The sequence below is a fragment of the Klebsiella sp. JB_Kp042 genome, assembly GCF_040065275.1.
GTDB lineage: Bacteria > Pseudomonadota > Gammaproteobacteria > Enterobacterales > Enterobacteriaceae > Klebsiella > Klebsiella quasipneumoniae.
On the sequence record NZ_JBEAJL010000099.1, the window covers coordinates 31,886 to 53,878 of the forward strand.

Annotated in this window: 20 protein-coding genes and 1 pseudogene; 8 read left to right on the forward strand and 13 right to left on the reverse strand. The window is 61.0% G+C overall.

What is annotated here, in order from left to right:
- Window positions 1–6 precede the first annotated feature (6 nt).
- The 6 genes from sufS to ABLV54_RS20540 all read right to left on the reverse strand — a co-directional run bounded on the left by sufS (window position 7) and on the right by ABLV54_RS20540 (window position 5,781).
- Window positions 7–1,227, reverse strand: a complete 1,221-nt coding sequence (sufS, locus tag ABLV54_RS20515) for a cysteine desulfurase SufS (protein WP_226563550.1) — start codon at window positions 1,225–1,227, stop codon at window positions 7–9.
- Window positions 1,224–2,498, reverse strand: a complete 1,275-nt coding sequence (gene sufD / locus ABLV54_RS20520) for a Fe-S cluster assembly protein SufD (protein ID WP_226563551.1) — start codon at window positions 2,496–2,498, stop codon at window positions 1,224–1,226. Before sufD ends, sufS begins: the two co-directional genes overlap by 4 nt.
- On the reverse strand, window positions 2,473–3,219 hold the full coding sequence (sufC, locus tag ABLV54_RS20525) for a Fe-S cluster assembly ATPase SufC (RefSeq protein ID WP_048335957.1): 747 nt from the start codon (window positions 3,217–3,219) through the stop codon (window positions 2,473–2,475). Before sufC ends, sufD begins: the two co-directional genes overlap by 26 nt.
- A 16-nt stretch (window positions 3,220–3,235) precedes the next feature.
- Window positions 3,236–4,723 carry a Fe-S cluster assembly protein SufB gene (gene sufB, locus ABLV54_RS20530; RefSeq protein ID WP_023290077.1) on the reverse strand — a complete coding sequence of 496 codons (1,488 nt, stop codon included), beginning with the start codon at window positions 4,721–4,723 and terminating at the stop codon, window positions 3,236–3,238.
- 2 nt (window positions 4,724–4,725) lie between these two features.
- Window positions 4,726–5,103 carry a Fe-S cluster assembly scaffold SufA gene (gene sufA, locus ABLV54_RS20535; protein WP_004143232.1) on the reverse strand — a complete coding sequence of 126 codons (378 nt, stop codon included), beginning with the start codon at window positions 5,101–5,103 and terminating at the stop codon, window positions 4,726–4,728.
- Window positions 5,104–5,583: 480 nt separating this feature from the next.
- On the reverse strand, window positions 5,584–5,781 hold the full coding sequence (locus ABLV54_RS20540) for a hypothetical protein (RefSeq protein WP_226563552.1): 198 nt from the start codon (window positions 5,779–5,781) through the stop codon (window positions 5,584–5,586).
- Between ABLV54_RS20540 and ABLV54_RS20545 the strand changes: the two are divergent.
- Window positions 5,780–5,869 (forward strand): annotated as a pseudogene (locus ABLV54_RS20545) (hypothetical protein); the annotation flags it as partial. The gene ABLV54_RS20540 and the pseudogene ABLV54_RS20545 sit on opposite strands and share 2 nt — an antisense overlap.
- A 289-nt stretch (window positions 5,870–6,158) precedes the next feature.
- Window positions 6,159–7,343, forward strand: coding sequence for an FMN-dependent L-lactate dehydrogenase LldD (gene lldD / locus ABLV54_RS20550; RefSeq protein WP_060592545.1), 1,185 nt, complete (start codon window positions 6,159–6,161; stop codon window positions 7,341–7,343).
- 49 nt (window positions 7,344–7,392) lie between these two features.
- Here lldD and ABLV54_RS20555 read toward each other — a convergent pair whose 3' ends face one another.
- The 4 genes from ABLV54_RS20555 to ABLV54_RS20570 form a co-directional block, all read right to left on the reverse strand.
- Window positions 7,393–10,494: an efflux RND transporter permease subunit gene (locus ABLV54_RS20555; protein ID WP_226563553.1), complete on the reverse strand. Its 3,102-nt coding sequence runs from the start codon at window positions 10,492–10,494 to the stop codon at window positions 7,393–7,395.
- Complete coding sequence (locus ABLV54_RS20560) at window positions 10,491–11,600, reverse strand: efflux RND transporter periplasmic adaptor subunit (protein WP_348814217.1); 1,110 nt, start codon at window positions 11,598–11,600, stop codon at window positions 10,491–10,493. Before ABLV54_RS20560 ends, ABLV54_RS20555 begins: the two co-directional genes overlap by 4 nt.
- A 74-nt stretch (window positions 11,601–11,674) precedes the next feature.
- Window positions 11,675–12,289: a TetR/AcrR family transcriptional regulator gene (locus ABLV54_RS20565; RefSeq protein WP_065805468.1), complete on the reverse strand. Its 615-nt coding sequence runs from the start codon at window positions 12,287–12,289 to the stop codon at window positions 11,675–11,677.
- 97 nt (window positions 12,290–12,386) lie between these two features.
- Window positions 12,387–13,382, reverse strand: coding sequence for an NAD-dependent epimerase/dehydratase family protein (locus ABLV54_RS20570; protein ID WP_226563554.1), 996 nt, complete (start codon window positions 13,380–13,382; stop codon window positions 12,387–12,389).
- A 96-nt stretch (window positions 13,383–13,478) separates the two neighbouring features.
- Between ABLV54_RS20570 and ABLV54_RS20575 the strand changes: the two genes are divergently transcribed.
- The 5 genes from ABLV54_RS20575 to ABLV54_RS20595 all read left to right on the forward strand — a co-directional run bounded on the left by ABLV54_RS20575 (window position 13,479) and on the right by ABLV54_RS20595 (window position 18,588).
- Window positions 13,479–14,390, forward strand: coding sequence for a LysR family transcriptional regulator (locus ABLV54_RS20575; protein WP_023290091.1), 912 nt, complete (start codon window positions 13,479–13,481; stop codon window positions 14,388–14,390).
- Window positions 14,391–14,547: 157 nt separating this feature from the next.
- Window positions 14,548–15,546: an ABC transporter substrate-binding protein gene (locus ABLV54_RS20580; protein ID WP_032453249.1), complete on the forward strand. Its 999-nt coding sequence runs from the start codon at window positions 14,548–14,550 to the stop codon at window positions 15,544–15,546.
- The gene (locus tag ABLV54_RS20585; RefSeq protein WP_032453250.1) at window positions 15,546–16,583 is read left to right on the forward strand and encodes an iron chelate uptake ABC transporter family permease subunit; all 1,038 of its coding nucleotides are present in this window, start codon (window positions 15,546–15,548) and stop codon (window positions 16,581–16,583) included. The genes ABLV54_RS20580 and ABLV54_RS20585 overlap by 1 nt, the downstream gene beginning before the upstream one ends.
- Entirely contained in the window at window positions 16,583–17,344 is a 762-nt protein-coding gene (locus ABLV54_RS20590) for an ABC transporter ATP-binding protein (RefSeq protein WP_023290094.1), read from the forward strand. The genes ABLV54_RS20585 and ABLV54_RS20590 overlap by 1 nt, the downstream gene beginning before the upstream one ends.
- A gap of 11 nt (window positions 17,345–17,355) precedes the next feature.
- On the forward strand, window positions 17,356–18,588 hold the full coding sequence (locus ABLV54_RS20595; RefSeq protein ID WP_226566135.1) for an MFS transporter: 1,233 nt from the start codon (window positions 17,356–17,358) through the stop codon (window positions 18,586–18,588).
- A gap of 64 nt (window positions 18,589–18,652) precedes the next feature.
- Here ABLV54_RS20595 and ABLV54_RS20600 read toward each other — a convergent pair whose 3' ends face one another.
- Together ABLV54_RS20600 and ABLV54_RS20605 are read right to left on the reverse strand one after the other, a co-directional pair.
- The gene (locus ABLV54_RS20600) at window positions 18,653–19,684 is read right to left on the reverse strand and encodes a methionine synthase (RefSeq protein WP_023290096.1); all 1,032 of its coding nucleotides are present in this window, start codon (window positions 19,682–19,684) and stop codon (window positions 18,653–18,655) included.
- A gap of 23 nt (window positions 19,685–19,707) precedes the next feature.
- The gene (locus ABLV54_RS20605; RefSeq protein ID WP_032453251.1) at window positions 19,708–20,688 is read right to left on the reverse strand and encodes a DUF1852 domain-containing protein; all 981 of its coding nucleotides are present in this window, start codon (window positions 20,686–20,688) and stop codon (window positions 19,708–19,710) included.
- A 598-nt stretch (window positions 20,689–21,286) separates the two neighbouring features.
- Here ABLV54_RS20605 and ABLV54_RS20610 point away from each other — a divergent pair.
- A complete protein-coding gene (locus ABLV54_RS20610) occupies window positions 21,287–21,607 on the forward strand; it encodes a hypothetical protein (protein ID WP_072421549.1) in 321 nt (106 codons plus the stop codon).
- Window positions 21,608–21,705: 98 nt separating this feature from the next.
- Here the strand turns inward: ABLV54_RS20610 and ABLV54_RS20615 are convergent, their stop codons facing one another.
- Window positions 21,706–21,954: a GlsB/YeaQ/YmgE family stress response membrane protein gene (locus ABLV54_RS20615; RefSeq protein WP_004203110.1), complete on the reverse strand. Its 249-nt coding sequence runs from the start codon at window positions 21,952–21,954 to the stop codon at window positions 21,706–21,708.
- Between the last annotated feature and the right edge of the window lie 39 nt (window positions 21,955–21,993).

Here is a 21,993-nt window from a genome sequence, read left to right on the forward strand (position 1 = left end):
CGTCCTTTACCCTAATAGTTTGTGGATCCGCTGGAGGCCGGCCACCAGGCGGTCCACCTCTTCCGTGGTATTGTACATCGCCAGCGACGCCCGACACATGGCCGGTACCTGATAGCGGGCCATCAGCGGCATGGCGCAGTGATGCCCGGTCCGCACGGCGATCCCGTAGTTATCGAGGAAGCTGCCGACGTCATAGGCGTGATGCTGGCCGAGGTTAAAGGCAATCACCCCTTTGCGCTGCGCCGGACCGTAGAGGATCAGATCCGGCACCGCGCGCAGGGCCTCCAGCGCGTAGTGCATCAGCGTCTGCTCGTATTCGGCGATCTGGGTCAGTCCCAGCTGGCTGACGTAGCTCAGCGCCGCGCCGAGGCCAATGATCCCCCCGGTATTCGGCGTGCCGGCCTCAAAGCGCCAGGGCGCCTGGTTCCAGGTGGTGCCCTCCGTCAGGCTGACGGTGGCGATCATCGACCCGCCCCCTTCCCATGGCGCCATTGTCTGCAGCAGCTCGGCCCGGGCGTAGAGCACGCCGATCCCGGTCGGGCCGTACAGTTTATGGCCGGAGAAGACATAAAAATCGCAGCCCAGCGCCTGAACGTCCACCGGGTGGTGCATCACCGCCTGGGCGCCGTCCACCAGCACTTTCGCGCCATGCTGATGCGCAAGGGCAATCAGCGCCGACAGCGGGTTTTCCGTCCCCAGCACGTTGGAGACTTCGGTTATCGCCAGCAGGCGGGTACGCTGGTCAAACAGCCCGGGAACCACGTCCAGCTGCAGGGTGCCGTCCGGGTTGAGGGGGATCACCCGCAGCTCAGCCCCTACCCTGGCGCAGAGCATCTGCCACGGTACGATGTTGGCGTGGTGCTCCATCTCGCTGATGATGATGTTATCCCCGGCGCCGACGTTGGCGTTTCCCCAGCTGTTGGCCACCAGGTTAATGCCCTCGGTGGTGCCGCGCACGAATACCAGCTCCTCCGCCGAGCCGGCGTTAAGGAAGATGGCCGCCTGCTGGCGCACCGCCTCCATCCGCGCGGTGGCTTCCGCGCTGAGGGTATGGATCCCACGATGCACCGCCGCGTAGCCGTGGCGATAGAATTCCGCTTCGGCGCCAATCACCGCCTCCGGTTTCTGGGCGCTGGCGGCGCTGTCAAGATAGACCAGCGGCTGGCCGTTGACCTCCCGGCTCAGTACCGGAAAATCGGCGCGAACCCGTTCTACTGAAAATGTCATGCTGTGCCTCCCGGCAAACGCTCTCCAATCCGCGCCAGCACCTGCTCTCTGAGCGCGTCGCTGCGGATAGCTTCGGTAAGCTCGGCGGCGAAGGCGTAGAGGATCATCTGCTGCGCCGCCTGCTGTTCAATCCCGCGCGAGCGCAGATAGAACAGCTGTTCTTCGTCAATACGCCCTACCGTCGCCCCGTGGCTGCATTTCACGTCATCGGCGTAAATCTCCAGCTGCGGTTTGGTGTCGACCTCCGCCAGCCGCCCGAGCAGCAGATTGTTGTTGGTCATCTGGCCGTCGGTTTTCAGCGCATGCGGCGCGACGTTGATCAGCCCGTTAAACACCGCCCGGCCCTTATCGCTGACAATGGTTTTGTGCAGCTGGCGGCTGGTACAGTACCCCACCTGGTGGTCCAGCCAGGTGCGGCTGTCGCAGACCTCATTTTTCACCGGCATCGCCAGCGAGTTAAGACGCAGGTCGCTGTTTTCGCCGCCCAGACGCGTGCTGGTGTGATGACGCAGCACCTGACCGCCGAGCAGGAAACTGCTGCTGAAAGCCGAGGCGTCGCGGCCCAGCAGCAGGTCGTTATGGGCGAAGTGGTAGCTGTGCGCGTTCTCGAACGCCAGCTTGATGTGCTGCAGGCGCGCGTTGTCCGCCACCGTCATGGTCAGCCGCCCGCCGGTGAAGTGCGGTTGCTCATCAAGGCTAAGAAAGTGCTCGATAATCGTCGCCTCCGCCCCGCTCTCCAGCGCCAGGTGGTGACGATAGTGAGCGGTATTCAGCGCATCGCCGGCCAGGCCGCGGGTGATATGCATCAGCAGCAGCGGCTTATCCAGGCGGCGGTTGCGCGGCACGCGCAGGCGGGTCACCGTCTGCGCCAGGCTTTCGGTCAGATGGAGAAACACCTCCGGCTGGAGGGCATCCGGCAGATGCTGGCGCTGGTTATCGACACTGACCTCCACGCCGCTGGCGGCGAGATCGTCGCTCAGCTCAGGATGATAGCGACCGTCGATAAACACCAGTCGCCAGGCGTCCAGCGGCAGCGCCAGCGCGTCACGCTGTTCGGCGCTGATCGATGCTCCCTCATCGGCGACGAAGCGGCCGTTAATCAGCGCGTCCAGCGGGGTGTATTTCCAGTCCTCCTGCTTGCGCGTCGGCAGACCCAGGCGCAACAGCTGCTGCAGATGCTGGCTGGCCTCCGGCGTACGCTGGTCGCCCTGCGCTTCAAACAGATGGTGCCACTGCTGCAGCGCATTACTGCTGTTCGGTAAGCCAGCCATAGCCCTGCTCCTCCAGCTGTTTGACGAGAGTGAAATCCCCCGACTTCACAATCCGCCCCTGATACAGCACATGGACATAGTCCGGCTTGATATAGTCAAGGATGCGCTGATAGTGAGTGACGATGATGAAGGCGCGTTTGCCGTCGCGCAGCGCGTTCACGCCCTGGGAGACGATTTTCAGGGCATCGATGTCGAGCCCGGAATCCGATTCATCGAGAATGCACAACTCCGGCTCAAGCACCGCCATCTGCAGAATGTCGTTGCGCTTTTTCTCGCCACCGGAGAAACCCACGTTCACCGAACGGGTCAGCAGATCTTCCGGCATCTGCAGCAACCTGATTTTCTCTTCCATTAAATCCTGAAAGTCGAAGCGATCCAGCGGCTCCTGGCCGCGATAGCTGCGCACGGCATTCAGCGCGGTCTGCAGGAAGAACTGGTTGCTGACGCCGGGGATCTCCACCGGATACTGGAAGGCCATAAAGATGCCTTCCCCGGCGCGATCTTCCGGGGCGAGCTCCAACAGGTTTTTGCCCTTAAATTCGACGCTGCCGCCGGTGACCTCGTAATCTTCGCGCCCGGCCAGGGTGGCCGAAAGCGTACTTTTCCCCGAGCCGTTCGGCCCCATAATGGCGTGGACCTCCCCCGGACGCACCGCAAGGTTCAGCCCGCGCAGGATCGCTTTATCTTCGACGGCGACGTGTAAATCTTGAATACTTAACATCTTTTTTCCTTAATTATCAGCCGACGCTATGCTCAAGGCTAATGGCCAGCAATTTTTGCGCTTCGACGGCGAACTCCAGCGGCAGTTCGGAGAAGACGTCTTTACAGAAGCCGTTGACGATCATCGAGATGGCATCGTCTTCGCTGATCCCGCGCTGCAGGCAGTAGAACAGCTGGTCTTCACCGATCCGCGAGGTGGTCGCTTCGTGCTCCAGCTGGGCGCTGTTGTTGCGACATTCCACATACGGGAAGGTATGCGCCCCGCAGTCCGGGCCGATCAGCATCGAATCGCACTGGGTGAAGTTGCGGGCGTTGGTCGCGGTCGGCATGATTTTGACCAGCCCGCGATAGCTGTTCTGGCTGTGTCCGGCGGAGATCCCTTTCGAGATGATGGTCGAGCGGGTGTTCTTGCCGATATGGATCATTTTGGTGCCGGTGTCCGCCTGCTGATGGCCGCTGGTCAGCGCCACCGAAAAGAATTCGCCGATCGAGTTATCGCCGCGCAGGATGCAGCTGGGGTATTTCCAGGTGATGGCCGAGCCGGTTTCCGACTGGGTCCATGACATTTTGCTGTTCTCCCCTTCGCACAGGGCGCGCTTGGTGACAAAGTTGAGGATCCCGCCGGTGTTGTTATCCCCCGGGAACCAGTTCTGCACCGTGGAGTATTTCACTTCCGCGTCTTTATGAATGATGACTTCCACCACCGCGGCGTGCAGCTGATAGCTGTCGCGCACCGGCGCCGAGCAGCCCTCAATGTAGCTGACGTAGCTGCCTTCATCGGCCACCAGAATGGTGCGTTCAAACTGGCCGGTCTTTTCGGCGTTGATGCGGAAATAGGTCGACAGCTCCATCGGACAGCGGACGCCCTTCGGCACATAGATAAAGGTGCCATCCGAAGCCACCGCGGCGTTCAGCGCGGCAAAGAAGTTGTCATTGCCCGGCACCACGGTCCCGAGATACTTTTTCACCAGTTCCGGATGGTCGTGGATCGCCTCGCCGAAAGAGCAGAAGATGATCCCCTGCTCCGCCAGCTTTTCACGGTAGGTGGTCGCCACCGACACCGAGTCGAATATCGCGTCCACCGCCACCTCGCGCCCTTCGCGCACCGGCACGCCCAGCTGGTTAAAGGCTTCTTCCACCTCGCTGGTCAGGAAGGTGTTGGCCCCGGTCTGCTGCACCGCGCCGGGCTCGGAGGCGCAGGTCTCATCGCAGTTGCCGCAGGAGGGGGCGGAATAGTAGCTGTAATCCTGATAATTCAGCTTATCGTAATGCGCCTTCAGCCAGTGCGGCTCTTCCATCTCCAGCCACGCCCGGTAGGCATTGAGCCGGAACTCCAGCATCCACTGCGGCTCATTGCGGCGGGCGGAGATGGCGCGAACCACCTCTTCATTAATGCCTTTGGCCAGCTCATCGGTCTGCAGGCGAGTGAAAAAGCCCTCTTTATAGTTGAGCGGGCCGCCGGTCCAGGTTTTGACATCGTCTGTTGCTTCAGTATTACGCGACATAGTTACTCCGCCTGCACCCCAAAACTTTCGCCGCAGCCGCACTCGTGCTGCGCTTTCGGGTTATGAAATTTAAAGATTTCATTTAAACCTTCCCGGACGTAATCCAGCTCCGTGCCGTCAATGAACGGCATCGCCTGCAGCGGCGCAAACAGCTTCGCCCCGTCAGATTCAAAGAGCAGATCGTCGGGCGCCGGCTCGGCAATCATTTCGAGCACATAGCCAAAACCGGCGCAGCCGCTGGTTTTGATACCCAGCCGTAGCCCCTTTTTGTCCGGCTGCTTACGCATCAGATCGCGAATATGCGCGGCAGCGGCCGGCGTCATGGTCAGTCCCTGCCAGCTGAAATCGGCGGGATTAAAGGTTCCTGCTTGTACTTCCATCGATAGACCTCCAGGTTGGCGCCATCAAGGCATACCGCCATGTTAGTGATAATGATTATCACTTCAACCCTTCTCCAGCAGGGGTATTGCCTCATTTAGCGCTTTTTATAAGCATAGACCCTTGCCCGGGGATTATCAGGGTACGCAAGTCGAACCTAATCATATGATTTATAATATGTTATTCTGATATTGTGCTGTTACCGCACGCAATGGCAAAGATGTATCGAAAATACCGATTTATGCGATAGCAGCAGACCACCTTCCTGATTCACCCTGGCGCAGAAACGGAAAAAGTGACGACGTCACTAAGCGGCCATGCGCGCTGAACAGGCGCTGGCCTGCGGAATGAGAAAGCGTGAGAAGAAAGCGTCAAGGCGCGACGCTTTCGGCAGGGGCGGTCGCGGCCTGGCGGGGACGTGGCCGCGATCGGGGGGGATGTAAACCGCGATGAAACGGGTAGTCAGGAAGGCTATCGGTTGGCTAGGTCCCTTTTCTCACCAGGCGGGCGGCCTGGACAAAGACCTCATCCTCCACCCCATCCCCCTTCTGTCTGCCCAGCTGCACCAGCTCATCCACGATACTCCCCTGATTAATCTGCTTTTGGGTCGCCACTAAGCTAATGACCGCCGCGCCGATAGCCATGCCAATCAATGCCGTTTGTTCATCTTTATCTTTCATGGTGTCGCTCCGTCTGTCCTCATCAGAAAGGCTAGCAAAAGATAGCCACTGCTCCATTTCAAATTCACTTTCTTTACGCCTGCTGGAAAAGGCAGGCGCCGAGTTGACCACGCTTCCTTGCTATGGCGATAGCGCATAACGCTGTCGCACCACGTCGGGTCTTTTATTTGGCCGAATTCACGCGTCGCGGAAATAAATAAAAATAACGCGCGTGCCTGAGGCAAAAAAAGAAATAACTCATTAAGCGACAAATCCAGATTATTCCATTAGGGAATGGCTGAGATGCTAATATTTCATTTCCCCAACGATTTTAAGAAGCCTATAGTTTTTTTGCCTGCAGAACATCCACTTAGGTTAAAAGACATAAGGATATAATTATGATTGTTTCAGCCCCCAGCGATTATCGCGAAGCCGCTCGTCGCCGTCTGCCCCGTTTCCTTTTTGACTATATTGACGGTGGCGCGGTGGCGGAAAATACCATGAACGCCAATGCCGCCGAGCTCGCCTCGGTCGCTCTTCGCCAGCGCGTGCTGTGCGGGGCGGGTGAACCGACGCTGGCCACCACCATCCTTGATGCCCCATGGGCGATGCCCGTGGCGCTGGGGCCGGTCGGCGCCACCGGCATGTATGCCCGCCGCGGCGAAGTCCAGGCGGCCCGCGCCGCCTCCCGCGCCGGGATCCCTTACACGCTGTCCACCGTGTCGGTCTGCTCCATTGAGGAGGTGGCGAGCCACGCCAGCGGCGCGCTCTGGTCCCAGCTGTACGTCCTGAAAGATCGCGGCTACATGCGTAACGCGCTGGAACGCGCCTGGGCCGCCGGCATGAAAACCCTGGTATTCACTGTCGATATGCCGATCCCCGGCTCACGGTATCGGGACAACCGCTCAGGAATGTCCGGGCCGCACGCCACCTTGCGACAGTATCTTCAGGCCTGCACCCACCCGCGCTGGGCAATGAACGTCGGCCTGGCGGGCAGGCCTCTGTCGTTCGGTAATATCGAAGCCTATACCGGCCACAAAATGACCATGGACGACTATATGGGGTTTATCAGCAACAACTTCGACCCGTCCATCGCCTGGCACGATCTGGAGTGGATCCGCGACAGCTGGCCAGGAAAGCTGATCATCAAAGGGATCCTTGATGCCGAGGATGCGCGCAATGCCGTGCGGCTGGGCGCCGACGGCATTGTGGTCTCCAATCACGGCGGCAGACAGCTCGATGGCGCCATCCCCACCGCCCGGGCGCTGCCGCGGGTGGCGGAGGCGGTCGGCGACGATCTGACGGTCCTTGCCGACTCCGGAGTGCGCTCCGGCGTGGACGTTATTCGCCTGCTCGCCCTCGGCGCGAAGGGGGTCCTGCTTGGTCGGGCCTATATTTATGCCCTGGCCGCCGCGGGCGAAGCGGGCGTGGCGCGCCTGCTGCGCTTATTTGCCGAGGATATGAAGGTCACCATGACCCTCACCGGCGCCACCTCCCCCTCGGCCATCAGCCTCGATTGCCTCGACCGGCTGGAAAAAGATCAACAGCGCAGCCGTGCGGTCCCGGTATCCTTATCTGCCTGACGCAGCCCGGGGCCGGGCCTGACCGCGTGCCTTGACCCGGCAACCGAAATTACCCCTGCGGGTCCAGCGCCGGCCGTTGCGCTGCGTCAGCCGGGCGCTCCGGGCGGATGCGGAACCAGATCGCATACATGGCCGGCAGGAAGATAAGGGTCATGATGGTTCCCCCCAGCGTCCCGCCAATCAGCGTATAGGCGAGCGTCCCCCAGAAAACCGAATGCGTCAGCGGAATGAACGCCAGGATCGCCGCCAGCGCGGTCAGCAGAACCGGACGGGCTCGCTGCACCGTCGCCTCCACCACCGCGTGGAACGGATCGAGCCCCGCCTGCTGGTTATGGTGGATTTGACCAATCAGGATCAGCGTATTTCGCATCAGGATCCCCGACAGGGCGATCAGGCCCACAAGGGCATTGATGCCAAACGGCTGATTGAACAGCAGCAGCGTCGGCACCACGCCAATCAGCCCCAGCGGGGCGGTCAGGAAGACCATGACCATCGCCGACAGGGAGCGCACCTGCAGGATAATGATCAGCAGCGTGAGGGCGATCATGATCGGAAATAACGGCACCATCGCCCGGGTGGCTTTGCCGGACTCCTCGATTGACCCCGCCGTCTCGATGCGATACCCCGGCGGCAGGGAGTCGATAATGGGCTGCAGCGACGTCATCAGCGCGGTGGAGACATCCGGCGGCTGCAGGTTATCCGCGACATCGCCCCGGACGGTAATGGTCGGCGTGCGGTCGCGACGACGGAGCAGGGGTTCTTCCATCCTGATCTCGACTTCACCGATCTGCGACAAGGGAACTCGCTGCCCGTCGCTGCCCACCAGGGTGAAATCGGCGATTTTCGCCGGATCCAGACGGATATCCCCCGCCGCGCGGCCGATGACCTGCACGGCGCGAATATCTTCCCGGACGGTGGTGATGGGGATCCCTGACAGCAGGAACTGCAGCTGCCGGGCGACGGCCTGGGAGCTGAGCCCACTCGCCTGCAGCCGGTCCTGATTGAGGCTGAAATGCATCACCGGCACGCGCGAACCCCAGTCGCTATTGACGGTGCGCATCAGCGGACTGGCCTGCAGCACCGATTTCACCCGATCGGCGATGTCGCGCAGGGTATGCGGATCGGGCCCCATTACCCGCCAGGCGACCGGATACGGCGAATAAGGACCAAAAACCAGCTGCGTGACGCGCACCCGCGCCTGCGGCGCCAGGCCATTGGCCACCGCCTCCCGCAGCCGCAGCTTAAGCGCCTCGCGAGAGGCCGGGCCGTCGGTCAATACCACCAGTTTGGCAAAGGAGGGGTCCGGCAACTCCGGGGCCATCGCCAGGTAAAAGCGCGGCGCGCCCTGGCCGATATAGCTGGTGACAATCTTCGCCTCCGGCTGCTGCTGCAGCCAGCGCTCAATATTCGCCGTCGCGGCGCTGGTCTGAATAATCGACGACCCGTAAGGCATCTGCACCTCAACCAGCACTTCCGGGCGATCGGAGGTGGGGAAAAACTGCTTTTTCACCACGCTCATTCCCAGTAACGCCACCATAAACAGCACCACCACCCCGGCGGCCACGCGCCATTTGCGGGCGATAACCCGGGTCAGCAGCCGGCGAAAGCGCTGATAGCGTGGGGTGTCATACAGCGCGGCGTGGCCCGCCGCCGCGGATTTCCTCTCCGGCAGCAGGTGCACGCCCAGCCAGGGGGTAAAGATCACCGCCACAATCCAGGAGGCAATCAGCGCGATACCGACGATCCAGAACACATTGCCGGCATACTCCCCGGCGGTGGATTGCGCAAACCCGTTGGGCATAAAGCCCACCGCCGTCACCAGGGTGCCGGCCAGCATCGGCGCCGCGGTATGGCTCCAGGCATAAGCCGAGGCTTTGAGGCGGTCGTACCCCTCCTCCATTTTGACCACCATCATTTCGATGGCGATAATGGCATCATCCACCAGCAGCCCCAGGGCGAGGATCAGCGACCCGAGGGTGATGCGATCGAAGTTTTTGCCGGTGGCCGCCATCACCACAAACACTACGGCCAGGGTGAGCGGCACCGCCGCCGCGACCACCACCCCCACGCGCCACCCCATGCTGACAAAGCACACCGCCATCACCACCAGCAGGGCGACAAAGAATTTGATCATGAACTCATCGACCGCGGCGCTGATATTCACCGCCTGATCGGTCACTTTCGTCAACGACATGCCGAGCGGCAGGTTCTGATTGATGCTGGCCGTTTCGGCATCCAGCGCTTTCCCCAGCGCCAGGCCATTCCAGCCCTCGCGCATCACCACGCCGAGCAGCAGCGCCGGTTCGCCCTGATTGCGGATCAGGAAGGTGGCGGGATCTTCATACCCCCGCTCAACCGTGGCGACATCGGCGAGCTTCAGCGTTCTGCCCCCGGCAATTATCGGCGTGTCGCGGATCTGCTGCAGGCGGTCGAACGCCCCGTCGAGGCGGATAAAGATCTGCCCGCCGCGGGTCTCGATAGCCCCGGCCGCGGTCAGCACATTCTGATTGTTCAGCGCGGCAAAAATCGCCTCCGGCGAGAGCCCCAGGGTGGCAAGACGGTCATGAGAAAACGCGAGATAAATGCGCTCCGCCTGTTCGCCGAGAATATTCACTTTTTTCACCCCGGGAACATGCAGCAGCTGCTGGCGCAGGGCTTCGGCATCACGCACCAGCTGCCGGGGCGGCTCTCCCCGCGCCTTCAGCGCAAAAAGGGCAAAGGTGACATCGGCGAATTCGTCATTCATCATCGGACCGGAGACGCCGGCAGGCAGGTTTTTCGCCTCATCGCCCAGCTTCTTGCGCGCCTGATAAAACTGCTCCGGCACCTCGGAAGGCGGGGTCTGATCCTGCAGCGATAAGGTGATTAACGCCATCCCGGGGCGGGTATAGGTCTCGGTGCGATCGTACCACTTCAGCTCCTGGAGCCGTTTCTCCAGCGGCTCGGCGACCTGATCCTGCATCTCCTGCGCGGTGGCGCCGGGCCAGACGGTAATGACCGTCATTTGCTTGACCGTGAAGGGCGGATCTTCCGCCCGCCCGAGCCCGAAGAAGGCCACCAGCCCGGCGACCGAAATAAGGATAATCAAAAACAGGGTCACCGACCGCTCGCGGACGGCCAGCGCGGAGAGATTAAAACGTCCGTCGCTCATGGCTGGCTCCCGGCGGCAGTATGCTCGCGTCGTTCCGCCAGCCGCACCGCCTCGCCCTGGTGCAGAAGATGGGCGCCCAGAGCGACGATCGGCTCCCCGGGCTTCAGCGGACCGGTCACTCGCGCCGTTTCATCATTCAGGCCGACCACCGTCACCGGTTGCCAGGAGACGGTGGCCGGGCGGGAGGCAACGCGCCAGACGCCAGGGCCGTTGCCCGGATCGTAGACCGACGCCAGGGGCACCTCCAGCACCTCGCCTGGCCCCTGGTCGTTGCCGATGCGCAGGGTTACGGTAGACCCCAGCGGGGCGTTCGCCAGCGCGCCGTTCAGCACATAGCGCGCTTCAAAGGTGCGAGTGGCGGCGTCAGCCGCGTCCGAAAGCAGGCGCAGGGTTGCGGTGACCGGCTGAGATTCGCTGCCATAGCGTGTCGCCAGCGCCTCGCTGCCGACCGCCGGGCGCAGCGTCTCCGGAAGCTGCACCCGGGCTTCGCGCTGCCCCGCCCGCGCCAGGCGGATCACCACCTGCCCGGCGCTGACCACCTGCCCCGGCTCGGCGAGCGTTTCCACCACCACGCCGTCAGCGTCCGCCAGCAGTCCGGCATAGCCGGTGGCGTTTTGCGCCACGTTTGCCTGCGCCTGAGCCGCGCTGAGGTCGGCTCTCGCCGCCTCTGCCGCCGCGTTGATCTGATCGAACTCCGCCGCCGAGACGGCGCCGCTGGCCACCAGGCCGCGATAGCGGGCAAGATCGTTAGCCGCCTTTTTGGCTCGTGCCCGCGCGGCGTCGACCGCCCGCTGTTGGGACTGCGCCTGCAGGGCAAGATCAGCCGGATCCAGGCGCAACAGCAGTTGACCGCGCCGGACGCTCTGCCCGGTCTCTACCAGCCGTTCAAGGACTTTTCCCGCCCCCCTGAAGCCGAGGTCGCTTTGGGTACGAGCCACCACCACGCCGGTAAAGGCTCGCGAGCTGGCCTCCGCGCGCTCGACAGTGGCCACCCGCACCAGCGGCGGCCGCGTGCGGGGATCGTCATGGTCGGCAGGTTCGCCGCAGCCCGCGAGGGCCAGCGGCAGGAGGCAGACGGCAAAATGGACGGCGTTGAGCCTGAGCATGGGTCACCTTAATGAAAAGACCGGTTGGTGAGCGCATTCTCAGACGAGTGACCAATAAAGTCAATAGTCACTAATCAGGGGGAGAGACTTCTCAGGATGAGGGAGGCAAGCAGCACCGCCGCGGTAGGCGCGGTGTCGAGATTGTATTGCAGCTGCACCGGGTTGATGAAAGGACACATCACCATATAGACCGCCAGGGTCGCCTCATCCAGCGGAGTTTTGCGCTCGAACTCGCCCGCCTGGCGGCCTTCGACAAGAATTTGACCAATCAGCTGCTGCAGATGACCGGCATACTGCTCCGTTGAGGGCCATTTATCGCGCGCCGCGACGGCGGCGATGTCGTACAGTTTGCGATCCTCGAAAAACAGTTCACTGCCGGCCTCGGTCAGCGCCCGGAAGAGGCGGCGCAGCTTTTCGCTGGCGGAGGGCGCATCGGCGATGGCCTCGCTGACGGCCACCATGATCTTCTCCAGCCGGCTGGCGCAGATTGCCTCGCCAATCGCCTGCTTGGAGTCGAAAAACTTGTAGATATAGGCTTTGGAAAAGCCTATTGCTTTGGCGAGATCGGTAACCGTGGTCTTTTCATAGCCATAGCGACTAAAGTGCGCCATGGCCGCGTCAAGAATCTGGTCGCGAACGCTGTGGTCAAGGGGGCCACGGCTTGCTGGGGTGGAGGTATTTTTCGTCATCCGTTTAGCTTAATGCGATCGCTATCGTTTGACAACGAGTGACGTTATTATGATTTGGTCACAATAACGCCCCGCCCTGATCCTCTCTCTCGCCGCGTTACGCCTCACGCGCCTCATTATTTATCGCGCCGGCGGGCAGACAGCCCAGGCCTTGCAGCGTCATATGTACGGCACGATCGAGCGGGGTATGCGGCTCCGCGCCTAAAAAGGCCACCAGCTTATCGTTGCGCAGGCGTACCGGCAGACGCCAGAGATAGTGCATCTCGACCATTTCGCGCAAGGTGGCGTTGAAGGGCGCCGCCAGCTTCACCAGCCACCAGGGAAAGGACTTCACTACCGCCCTGCCGCCATAGCGGGCGACCACCCGCTGGATCGCCTGGCTCATTTCGCTGCCGTCCGGGTCCCAGTGGCCCTGCATATGTAAGCGGGCAAACGGCTCAAGCTCATGCCTGCGGGCCAGCAGCGCGGCGATGGTGGCGGCGACGTCGGGCAGCCAGGCCCACTGATGCCCCACGCCGATCGCCCCCGGGCGGCGAATGACGCCGGGAAGCTGACCGGGCCTGATCAGCCCCTGGGAAAACCAGCTATTCCCGGCGCGCGGACCAAAAAAATCCCCCGCCCGGACAATCAACGCCCGGCCGCCGCGCTGCACATAATCCTCCAGCGCCTGCTCCATCTCCACCCGGATGGCGCCTTTGCGGGTCACCGGCTGTTGTGCGGCCTCTTCCGCAATCAGCGGAAAGGCATCCGGTCCATAGTTATAGACCGTGCCGGGCAGGACAACTAACGCCCGCTGCTGTTCGGCGGCCTGCAGGGTGTTGCGCAGCATAGGCAGTACCTGTTGCCGCCAGTGCCGGTATCCCGGCGGATTGACCGCATGGACGATCACGTCGCAACCGGCAGCAGCCGCCGCCACCTGCCCGGCATCCAGCGCGTCGCCGGCTATCCACTGCATCCCCTCTCCGGGATCGCGCACCTGGGCGCCGCGCTTTAGCGCCCGAACCTGCCAGTTGTCCGCCGCCAGCCGGCGGGCTACTTCCCCGCCGATGCCCCCGCTTGCTCCCAGAATAAGGACCTTGCCGCTGCTGTTCATCGTCTTTCCCCGTTCGCTAATGGATGCTTGACAGCCTACCTGCCGCTCATATCAAATGAAATTGCATATCATCATCGAGCGGCTATACATTTTTGTATGAATACCTCTATTCCCTGGGAGTGGTACCGAACCTTTCTCGCCGTCCTGCAGGAAGGCTCTTTATCGGGCGCATCGCGCACTTTGAACATCACCCAGCCGACGGCGGGGCGCCATATCGCCGGGCTGGAAGCCGCCCTCGGCCAGGCCTTATTTACCCGTTCGCAGACCGGCCTGCTGGCGACCGACGCGGCGCTGGCGCTGCGGGTGCACGCCGAGGCGATGGCCAACACCGCCCGGGCGCTGGCACGCACGGCGGCCAACTTTAGTCGCGACAGAACCGATCTGCGTGGCGTGGTGCGCGTGGCCGCCAGCGAGGTGGTCGGCGCCGAGGTGTTGCCGCCGCTGATTGCCCGGCTCAGGCAGGCGTGCCCGAATATCGTCATCGAACTGATGCTCTCCAATCGGTTTCAGGATCTGCTTCACCGGGAGGCGGATATCGCGGTGCGGATGGTCGCTCCGCAGCAGGAGCAGCTTATCGCGCGGCGTCTCGGCAGGATCGAGCTCGGGCTGCATGCCGCCGATGCCTATCTGACCCGCCGGGGTCGGCCCGCTACGCCTGAGGAGCTTGACGGTCACGCGCTGATTGGTTTCGACAGCGCCACGCCCCTCGTTCGCCGGGCGCTTGAGCGCTACCCCCGTTTCCAGCGCGAGGCGTTCGCGATGCGCACCGATAGCGACCTCGCCCAGCTGAGCCTGATCCGCGCCGGGGCGGGGATCGGCATCTGCCAGGCGCCCCTTGCCGACGGCATCATTCCCCTGCGGCGAGTGCTGGCGGCCGACTTTTCTCTGTATCTCGAGACCTGGCTGGTGATGCATGAGGACCTGCGCCATAGCCCCGCCTGTAAGCGAGTATTTGATTTCCTCGCCGAGGGGTTGCAGGCGTATATTCGCGGCCCACTGGCGCGCTGAGCCACCCGCCTCGCGGGTAACTCCTTCCCTGCTGAAATAGTCACTCATTGACACTGTAAATACGGCATTGTATAAAACCCCGCCTCAATAATGAGTTTCATTTGCATTACTTCCATTTGCTGGTCATCCACTCGCCTGTTTACAAGGATAGCGTTTAATGAAGAAGGTCCTCTGCGCGTTAGGCTTGATGTTCACCGCCGTCAGTTCCGCGCTGGCAACAACCTACCCCCTGACGATTGAAAACTGTGGCTATCAGGAGACCTTCACCCGGCCGCCGGAGCGCGTGGTCGCGCTGGGGCAAAATACGGTCGAAATCCTGCTGCTGCTTGGGCTGCAAAAGCAGGTGGTGGCCAGCGCCTTCTGGCCGACCAGGGTATTACCGCAGCTGGCTGAGCAAAACGCGAAGATTAAAACCCTGACGGTGGAAATCCCGAGCCTGGAATCCGTACTGGCGCAAAATCCCGATTTCGTTCCCGCCCAGTTGCCGCTGCTGCTGGGGCCGGAAAGCAAAGTCGCCAAGCGTGAAGATCTCGCGACCGTCGGCGTGAACAGCTACGTGTCGCCGGGGATGTGCGCCACCAAAAAGGCTACCGGCGATATGTACGGCAGCCGGCAGAAGCTGTGGGACATGACCTGGCTGTATCAGGAAATTAGCGATTTTGCCCGCATTTTCAACGTGGAAGATCGTGGCCAGGCGCTGATCGCCGATTTCAAAAAACGTGAAGCCGACCTGCGTCAGGAGTTCGGTAAAAGCAAAAAAGATCTCTCCTTCGTCTTCTGGTTCTCCAGCGCCTCGCCGTCGGCCGATGCCTATGTCGGCGGCAAAAACAGCGCCTCCGGCTTTATCGCCAGCGTGCTGGGCGGACATAACGCCATTACCGCCGAGACCGAATGGCCCACGGTGAGCTGGGAGAGCATCATTGCCGCCAACCCGGACGTGATCGTGGTCTCAAGCCTGGATCGTAACCGCTGGGCGCTGGATAAGGCCGAGGAGAAGATCAAATTCCTCAAAAGCGATCCCGCCGTCAGCCAGCTGGAGGCAGTGAAAAAAGGCCATATCGTGGTGATGGACGGCCAGGCGATGAATCCGACCATCCGCACCCTCTACGGCGCGGAACAGGTGGGCGAACAGCTGAGAAAAATGGGGCTTAACTGATGAGCGTCGCCGTGCTTCAGACGCGCCGCAGCATGCTGCTCACCGGCTGGTGCGTCGTGGCAGTGTTCGTGCTGGCGCTGGTGATAGCGGTAGGCGTCAGCGTTGGCGAACTGCCCATCCCGCTGCACAACGTCTTTTACGCTATCAGCAATAAAACCGGCTTAACCGCGGTGCCTCTCAATCGTATCTACGAGAGCGTCATCTGGGATTTCCGCCTCAGCCGCGCCCTGGTCGCCGCCTGCTGCGGCGCCGGCCTGGCTATCTGCGGCGCCGTGCTGCAAAGCCTCCTGAAGAACGCCCTCGCGGAGCCCTACGTCCTCGGCGTCTCCGCCGGGGCCTCCACCGGCGCGGTATCAATCGTGGTGCTGGGCCTTGGCGCCGGGGCGATCTCCCTCTCCGCCGGGGCGTTTGCCGGAGCCTTCGCCGCCTTCGCCTTTGTCGCCTTTCTGACCAACGGCGCGCGCGGCGGCAATGAGCGCACCATCCTGGCGGGCGTCGCCGCCTCGCAGTTATTTAACGCTCTCACGGCCTACACCATCAGCACCTCCGCCAGCGCGCAGCAGGCGCGCGATGTGATGTTCTGGCTGCTGGGCAGCTTCAGCGGCGTCCGCTGGCCCGAATTCCAGCTGGTCCTGGTGGTGGTTCTCGCGGGCCTGGCGGTCTGCCTGTGGTATGCCCGGGCGCTGGACGCGTTCACCTTCGGCGACGATGCCGCCGCTTCGCTGGGCATTGCCGTGCCGCGCGTGCGCCTGATCCTCTTCACTACTGCGGCGGTGATCACCGCCACCATCGTCAGCATGGCCGGCTCGATCGGCTTTGTCGGCCTGGTGGTGCCCCACGTGATGCGCTTCTTCTTTGGCCCGTTGCACCGGACGTTGCTGATCGCCAGCGCGCTGGCGGGGGCGATCCTGATGGTGCTGGCGGACATTGCCTCGCGCCTGCTGATTGCCCCGCAAAGTCTGCCGGTCGGGGTGGTGACCGCTCTGGTTGGGGTGCCTTTCTTCGCCGTGATTATCTACCGCTCAAGGAATAAGTGATGAGTATTTGCGCTGAAAATATCACCTGGAAGGCAGGCAAAAAGGTCATCGTCAATACGGTCTCACTGCGGGTGTCGCGCGGCGAAACGGTGGGACTGCTGGGGCCCAACGGCTGCGGAAAATCCTCGCTGCTGCGGGTTCTCGCGGGCCTGCGCCGCCCGGATGCGGGTCGCGTCACCCTCGACGGCCAGGACATCGCCAGGATGGCGAAAAAGCAGCTCGCCCGCCGGGTGGCCTTCGTCGAGCAACACGGCATGACCGAGGCCAATATGCGGGTGCGCGACGTCGTGCGCCTGGGGCGTATTCCGCACCACTCACCGTTCTCAAACTGGAGCGCTCAGGATGACGAGGCGGTCACCGCCGCGCTGCAGCGGGTGGCGATGCTGGAGAAAAGCGACCAGGGATGGCTGAGCCTCTCCGGCGGCGAGCGGCAGCGGGTGCATATCGCCCGCGCCCTGGCGCAGAACCCGAGCGAGATCCTGCTGGATGAACCCACCAACCATCTGGATATTCACCATCAAATGCAGCTGATGCAGTTGATCAGCGAGCTGCCGGTGACCAGCATTGTGGCCATTCACGATCTTAATCATGCCGCGATGTTCTGCGATTCGCTGATCGTGATGCAGCAGGGGCAGATCCTCGCCAGCGGGACGCCGGAGGAGATTTTGTCCGAAGCGCTGCTGTGGGACGTTTTCCGGGTGAAAACCAAAATCGAGATCTCCCCGTACCACGGTAAAAAGCACATTCATTTCATCGTTTAGGTTTGGCGTATATGCCTCTCTTCTCCCTGCGCCCTGTGGCGACCCTCTGGCCTCCCGTTTTACTGGGAAGCCAGTTCGTTTTTAATATTGGCTTTTATGCGGTCGTCCCTTTCCTTGCCCTCTTCCTGCGCGACGAGATGCTGCTCTCCGGCGGGCTTATCGGCCTGATCCTCGGGCTGCGCACCTTCTCCCAGCAGGGCATGTTTATCATCGGCGGGACGCTGGCCGACCGCTATGGCGCTAAGGCGATCATCCTCGCCGGCTGCGTGGTTCGCGTCGCCGGCTATCTGCTGCTGGCGTGCGGCACAACGCTGGAGCCTATTATCCTCGGCGCCTGCCTGACCGGCGTCGGCGGAGCGCTGTTTTCTCCGTCGATCGAGGCCCTGCTGGCGCGGACCGGTACCCACAGCCAGGCCAACGGAAAACGCAGCCGCGCCGAGTGGTTTGCGCTGTTTGCGGTGTGCGGTGAACTGGGGGCGGTTATCGGCCCGGTGGCCGGAGGGCTGCTGAGCGGGATCGGCTTTCGGCATATCGCCCTCGCCGGTGCGGGGCTATTTCTTCTGGCGCTGCTGGTGCTCTTTTTCTGTCTGCCCGCCGACGGGCAGCGGACACAAACGCGCAGCCGGGTGCCGTGGTGGACCCCTTTGCGTCAGCCGCGCTTTGTCGCGTTTATTATCGCCTACAGCTCATGGCTGTTGAGCTATAACCAGCTGTACCTCGCCCTGCCGGTGGAGATCCAACGCGCCGGCGGCCGTGAGCAGGATCTGGCGCCGCTTTTTATGCTGGCCTCGCTATTGATTATTACCCTGCAGCTTCCTCTCGCCCGTTTCGCCCGACGTATTGGCGCCGTGCGCATTCTGCCGGTGGGCTTTCTGCTGCTGTCGGCTTCTTTTGTCAGCGTGGCGTTATTCGCCGCCTCGTCGCCCGCCGAAGGCTGGCTGCGATTATTGCCGTCGGCCTGCTTTGTCACGCTGCTCACCCTCGGCCAGATGCTGCTGGTGCCCTCAGCCAAGGACCTGATCCCGCTTTTCGCCGGGGAGTCGACGCTGGGCGCCCACTACGGGGCGCTCGCCACGGCGGGGGGTTGCGCGGTGTTAGCCGGGAATTTGCTGCTCGGCCCTATGCTGGACCAGGCGCTCACCCCCTCGCCGCAGGCGGTCTATCCCTGGCTTCTGCTGGCGCTGTTTCCGTTGTGCAGCGCCGTGGCCCTGCGGGCGATCTGCCGCCCGCTGGCGGCAACCTGACGCTGAGCGGGCAACGGCCCGCTCAGGAAGTTAACCGGGAGAAGCGCACGGAGGCCAGCCCGCCTTATTGTGCCGCCAGCTCGCGGCGAACGATCTCGGCGCCGGCGCTTAAGGCGTGAAGTTTGCCGGTCGCAACCTGGCGCGGCAGCGGCGCCATACCGCAGTTGGTGGACGGATAGAGCTTGTCGGCATCGACGAACGCCAGCGCCTTGCGCAGGGTAGCGGCCACCTCTTCCGGGGTTTCGATAGCATGGCTGGCCACATCGATGGCTCCGACCATCACCTTTTTACCGCGGATCAGTTCCAGCAGATCCATCGGCACCCGCGAGTTGTGGCACTCGAGAGAGATAATATCGAGGGACGATTTCTGCAGCTGCGGGAAGGCCTCCTCATACTGACGCCACTCAGAGCCCAGCGTTTTTTTCCAGTCGGTATTGGCCTTGATGCCGTAGCCGTAGCAGATATGCACCGCCGTCTCGCACTTCAGCCCTTCGGTGGCTCGTTCCAGCGCGGCGATCCCCCAGTCGTTCACCTCATCGAAGAAGACGTTGAAGGCCGGCTCATCGAACTGAATAATATCGACCCCGGCGGCCTCTAACTCTTTCGCTTCCTGATTGAGGATTTTGGCGAACTCCCAGGCCAGCTTTTCCCGGCTTTTATAGTGGTTGTCATACAGCGTGTCGATCATGGTCATTGGGCCCGGCAGCGCCCATTTAATCGGCTGGCTGGTGAGCTGACGCAGATAGCGCGCGTCCTCAACGAAGACCGGTTTCTGGCGCTCCACGGCGCCCACCACGGTTGGAACACTGGCCTCATAGCGGTTACGAATTTTCACGATCTCGCGTTTGGCAAAATCAACGCCGCTGAGGTGCTCAATAAAGGTGGTGACAAAGTGCTGCCGCGTTTGCTCGCCGTCGCTGACAATATCGATCCCGGCCCGCAGCTGGTCGTCGAGGGACAAACGCAGGGCGTCGCGCTTGCCGGCCAGTAATTCTTCGCTGGACAGTTTCCAGGGCGACCACAGGGTCTCTGGCTGCGCCAGCCAGGAAGGTTTCGGTAAACTGCCGGCGGTCGATGTCGGAAGCCATGTTTTCATAATCAGTAGCCTTTTATTTTGGTTTAGCAAAGCGCGAAGTTAGCAGACCATTGCTCAAGCAACGTCTTGTGCGGGTTGATAAAATGTTGTTGTGTAAATTTACCCTGCTCTATCGCCAACAGGCTGCGCTCTTCCCGGTCATAAACAATTTTGGTGACGGAATGATCCAGGTGATTGAGATTGGGCTGATAGTATTGCCCCGCCGCAGAATTCGCGTTGTAGATCTCCGGTCGGTATATTTTCTGAAACGTCTCCATCGTGCTGATGGTCGCGATCAGCTCCAGGCTGGTGTAATCGCTGAGCAGATCGCCGGAAAAATAGAAGGCCAACGGCGCGACGCTATGTTTTGGCATAAAATAGCGCACCTGCAGCCCCATTTTGCTGAAATAGCGCTCGGTCAGCGAGACGCCTTCCTGGGCATATTCAATGCCGAGGACCGGATGTTCGTTGCCAGTGCGACGGTAAACATCTTTGCTGGATACGCTCAGGCAAATCACCGGCGCCTTGCTGAAGCTGGTCTTATAGGCGCTGGACTGCACGAAATCCTTAAAGATATTGCCGTGCAGCTCGCCAAAATTTTCGGGCACGCTGAAGCGGTTCTGGTCTTTATTATGCTCCAGCAGCAGCACGCTAAAATCATAATCCCGCACATACGAAGAGAAGTTATTGCCGACGATACCGGCATGGCGCTCACCGGTTTTTTTATCGACAATATGCGTTTGCAGGATCTCTATCACCGGAAAACTGGCGGCATCCTGAGCAATATTCATCTCGACAGAAATAATATCCAGTTCCACCGCATAGCGATCGTTGTAGGGATTATCCCAGTGCGCCAGGGTATTAAACCGGTTATTCATCATGATTAACGTATTGCGCAGATTGTCCTGACGGCTCTCCCCTCTGGCCAAATTGGCAAAGTTGGTGGTAATACGCGTATTTTCCGCAGGGTTATAATTTTCATCAAACCGGCTGCGCTTAATCGTATAGGTAAATTCGTTATTCATGGCGATTGTCCATCCTGGTGTCGGGCATAAAGCGGAATAAGAGGAGTATTTTCCACAGGCGACGCAGAGTCAGACCTGGCGCGCTTCAACCGGTAAATGTTGTTGATTCGTTAATGGGTCTATTTTTGCCAGAGTCGGTGATGGAGGGAAAGCGACTTAAATTCATTGCAACATGAGCTATCCTCATGTTGCTCCGCTAAGCGCCAGGTGTACTCGAGGTATCGTCATGATGCCATGGTCAGGGGCGGCAGTTCAGGCCACGTCAGCCTAATAAACGTTTGTCGTGTGAATGTATGCCAGGGTACAATCTTTAACCACTATAATACGTGCTTTAACATAGCCGTCGTACCCGTTTAGCTGGAGCTTTTGTCGTACAGAATGATTGTTGATATCAGTATTATGTCGATGTGCATGGCCGTGCTGCTGATTATGAGCGTACTGCTGAATTAAGAGGCTCCCGAACACAATGACACCCGCTCTCATCTGACCTTCACATTCGCGAGGAATAAAGGAGATTCAGAGGATTCGCGCCGCACGGGATTGTCCCGCCTGCCGCCGCCCTCTACTCTTTTGGTAATTGTTAATCGAGGAATACCAGATGAAAAAAGCTCTCCTTGCCCTGTTCGCTATCGCCGCCGTGGCCGCCGCCAGCGCGTTTGCCGCCGATAAAACCGACGCCCCGACGTCCGTTGTCGACAACGGCGGTCGTCCTCCGCTGGAGATGGGTCATGGCCCCCAGCCGCCGTTCCCGCCACCGTTTCCGCCGCGCAAGCCGGTGCTGTTTTCAGCAACGGTCGCGACCGATACGCCGGCGGAAACCATTAACAAACTGACCGCCCTGATCCCCACCGGTCAGGCGAAGCACTACGAAGTTCACGTTGAGGTGGTGCCGGTTGCGGAGGATGCCGACGGGAAATAGCCCTGGCGTGGGCGCTTTGCATGAGTCCTGCGATAATAAAAAAGCTGCCGCTTATCGCGGCAGCTTTTGTTAGCTTGAATAAAACAGAATGCAGAAAATTAGCTGCGCACTTTACGGTAGATAAACAGCACGACCAGCGCACCGATTACCGCCACCACGAAGCTGCCGAAATTAAACCCGTCGACTTTGCCAAAACCAAAGAAGGTACTGATCCAGCCGCCGACCACGGCGCCGATGATCCCCAGAATAATGGTTACAATAAACCCGCCGCCGTCTTTCCCCGGCATAATCCACTTGGCTAAAATACCGGCAATAAGTCCAAAAATGATCCAGGAAAGAATACCCATGGTTAACCGTCCTCTTGTTACCTTTAAGCATTTCGTATT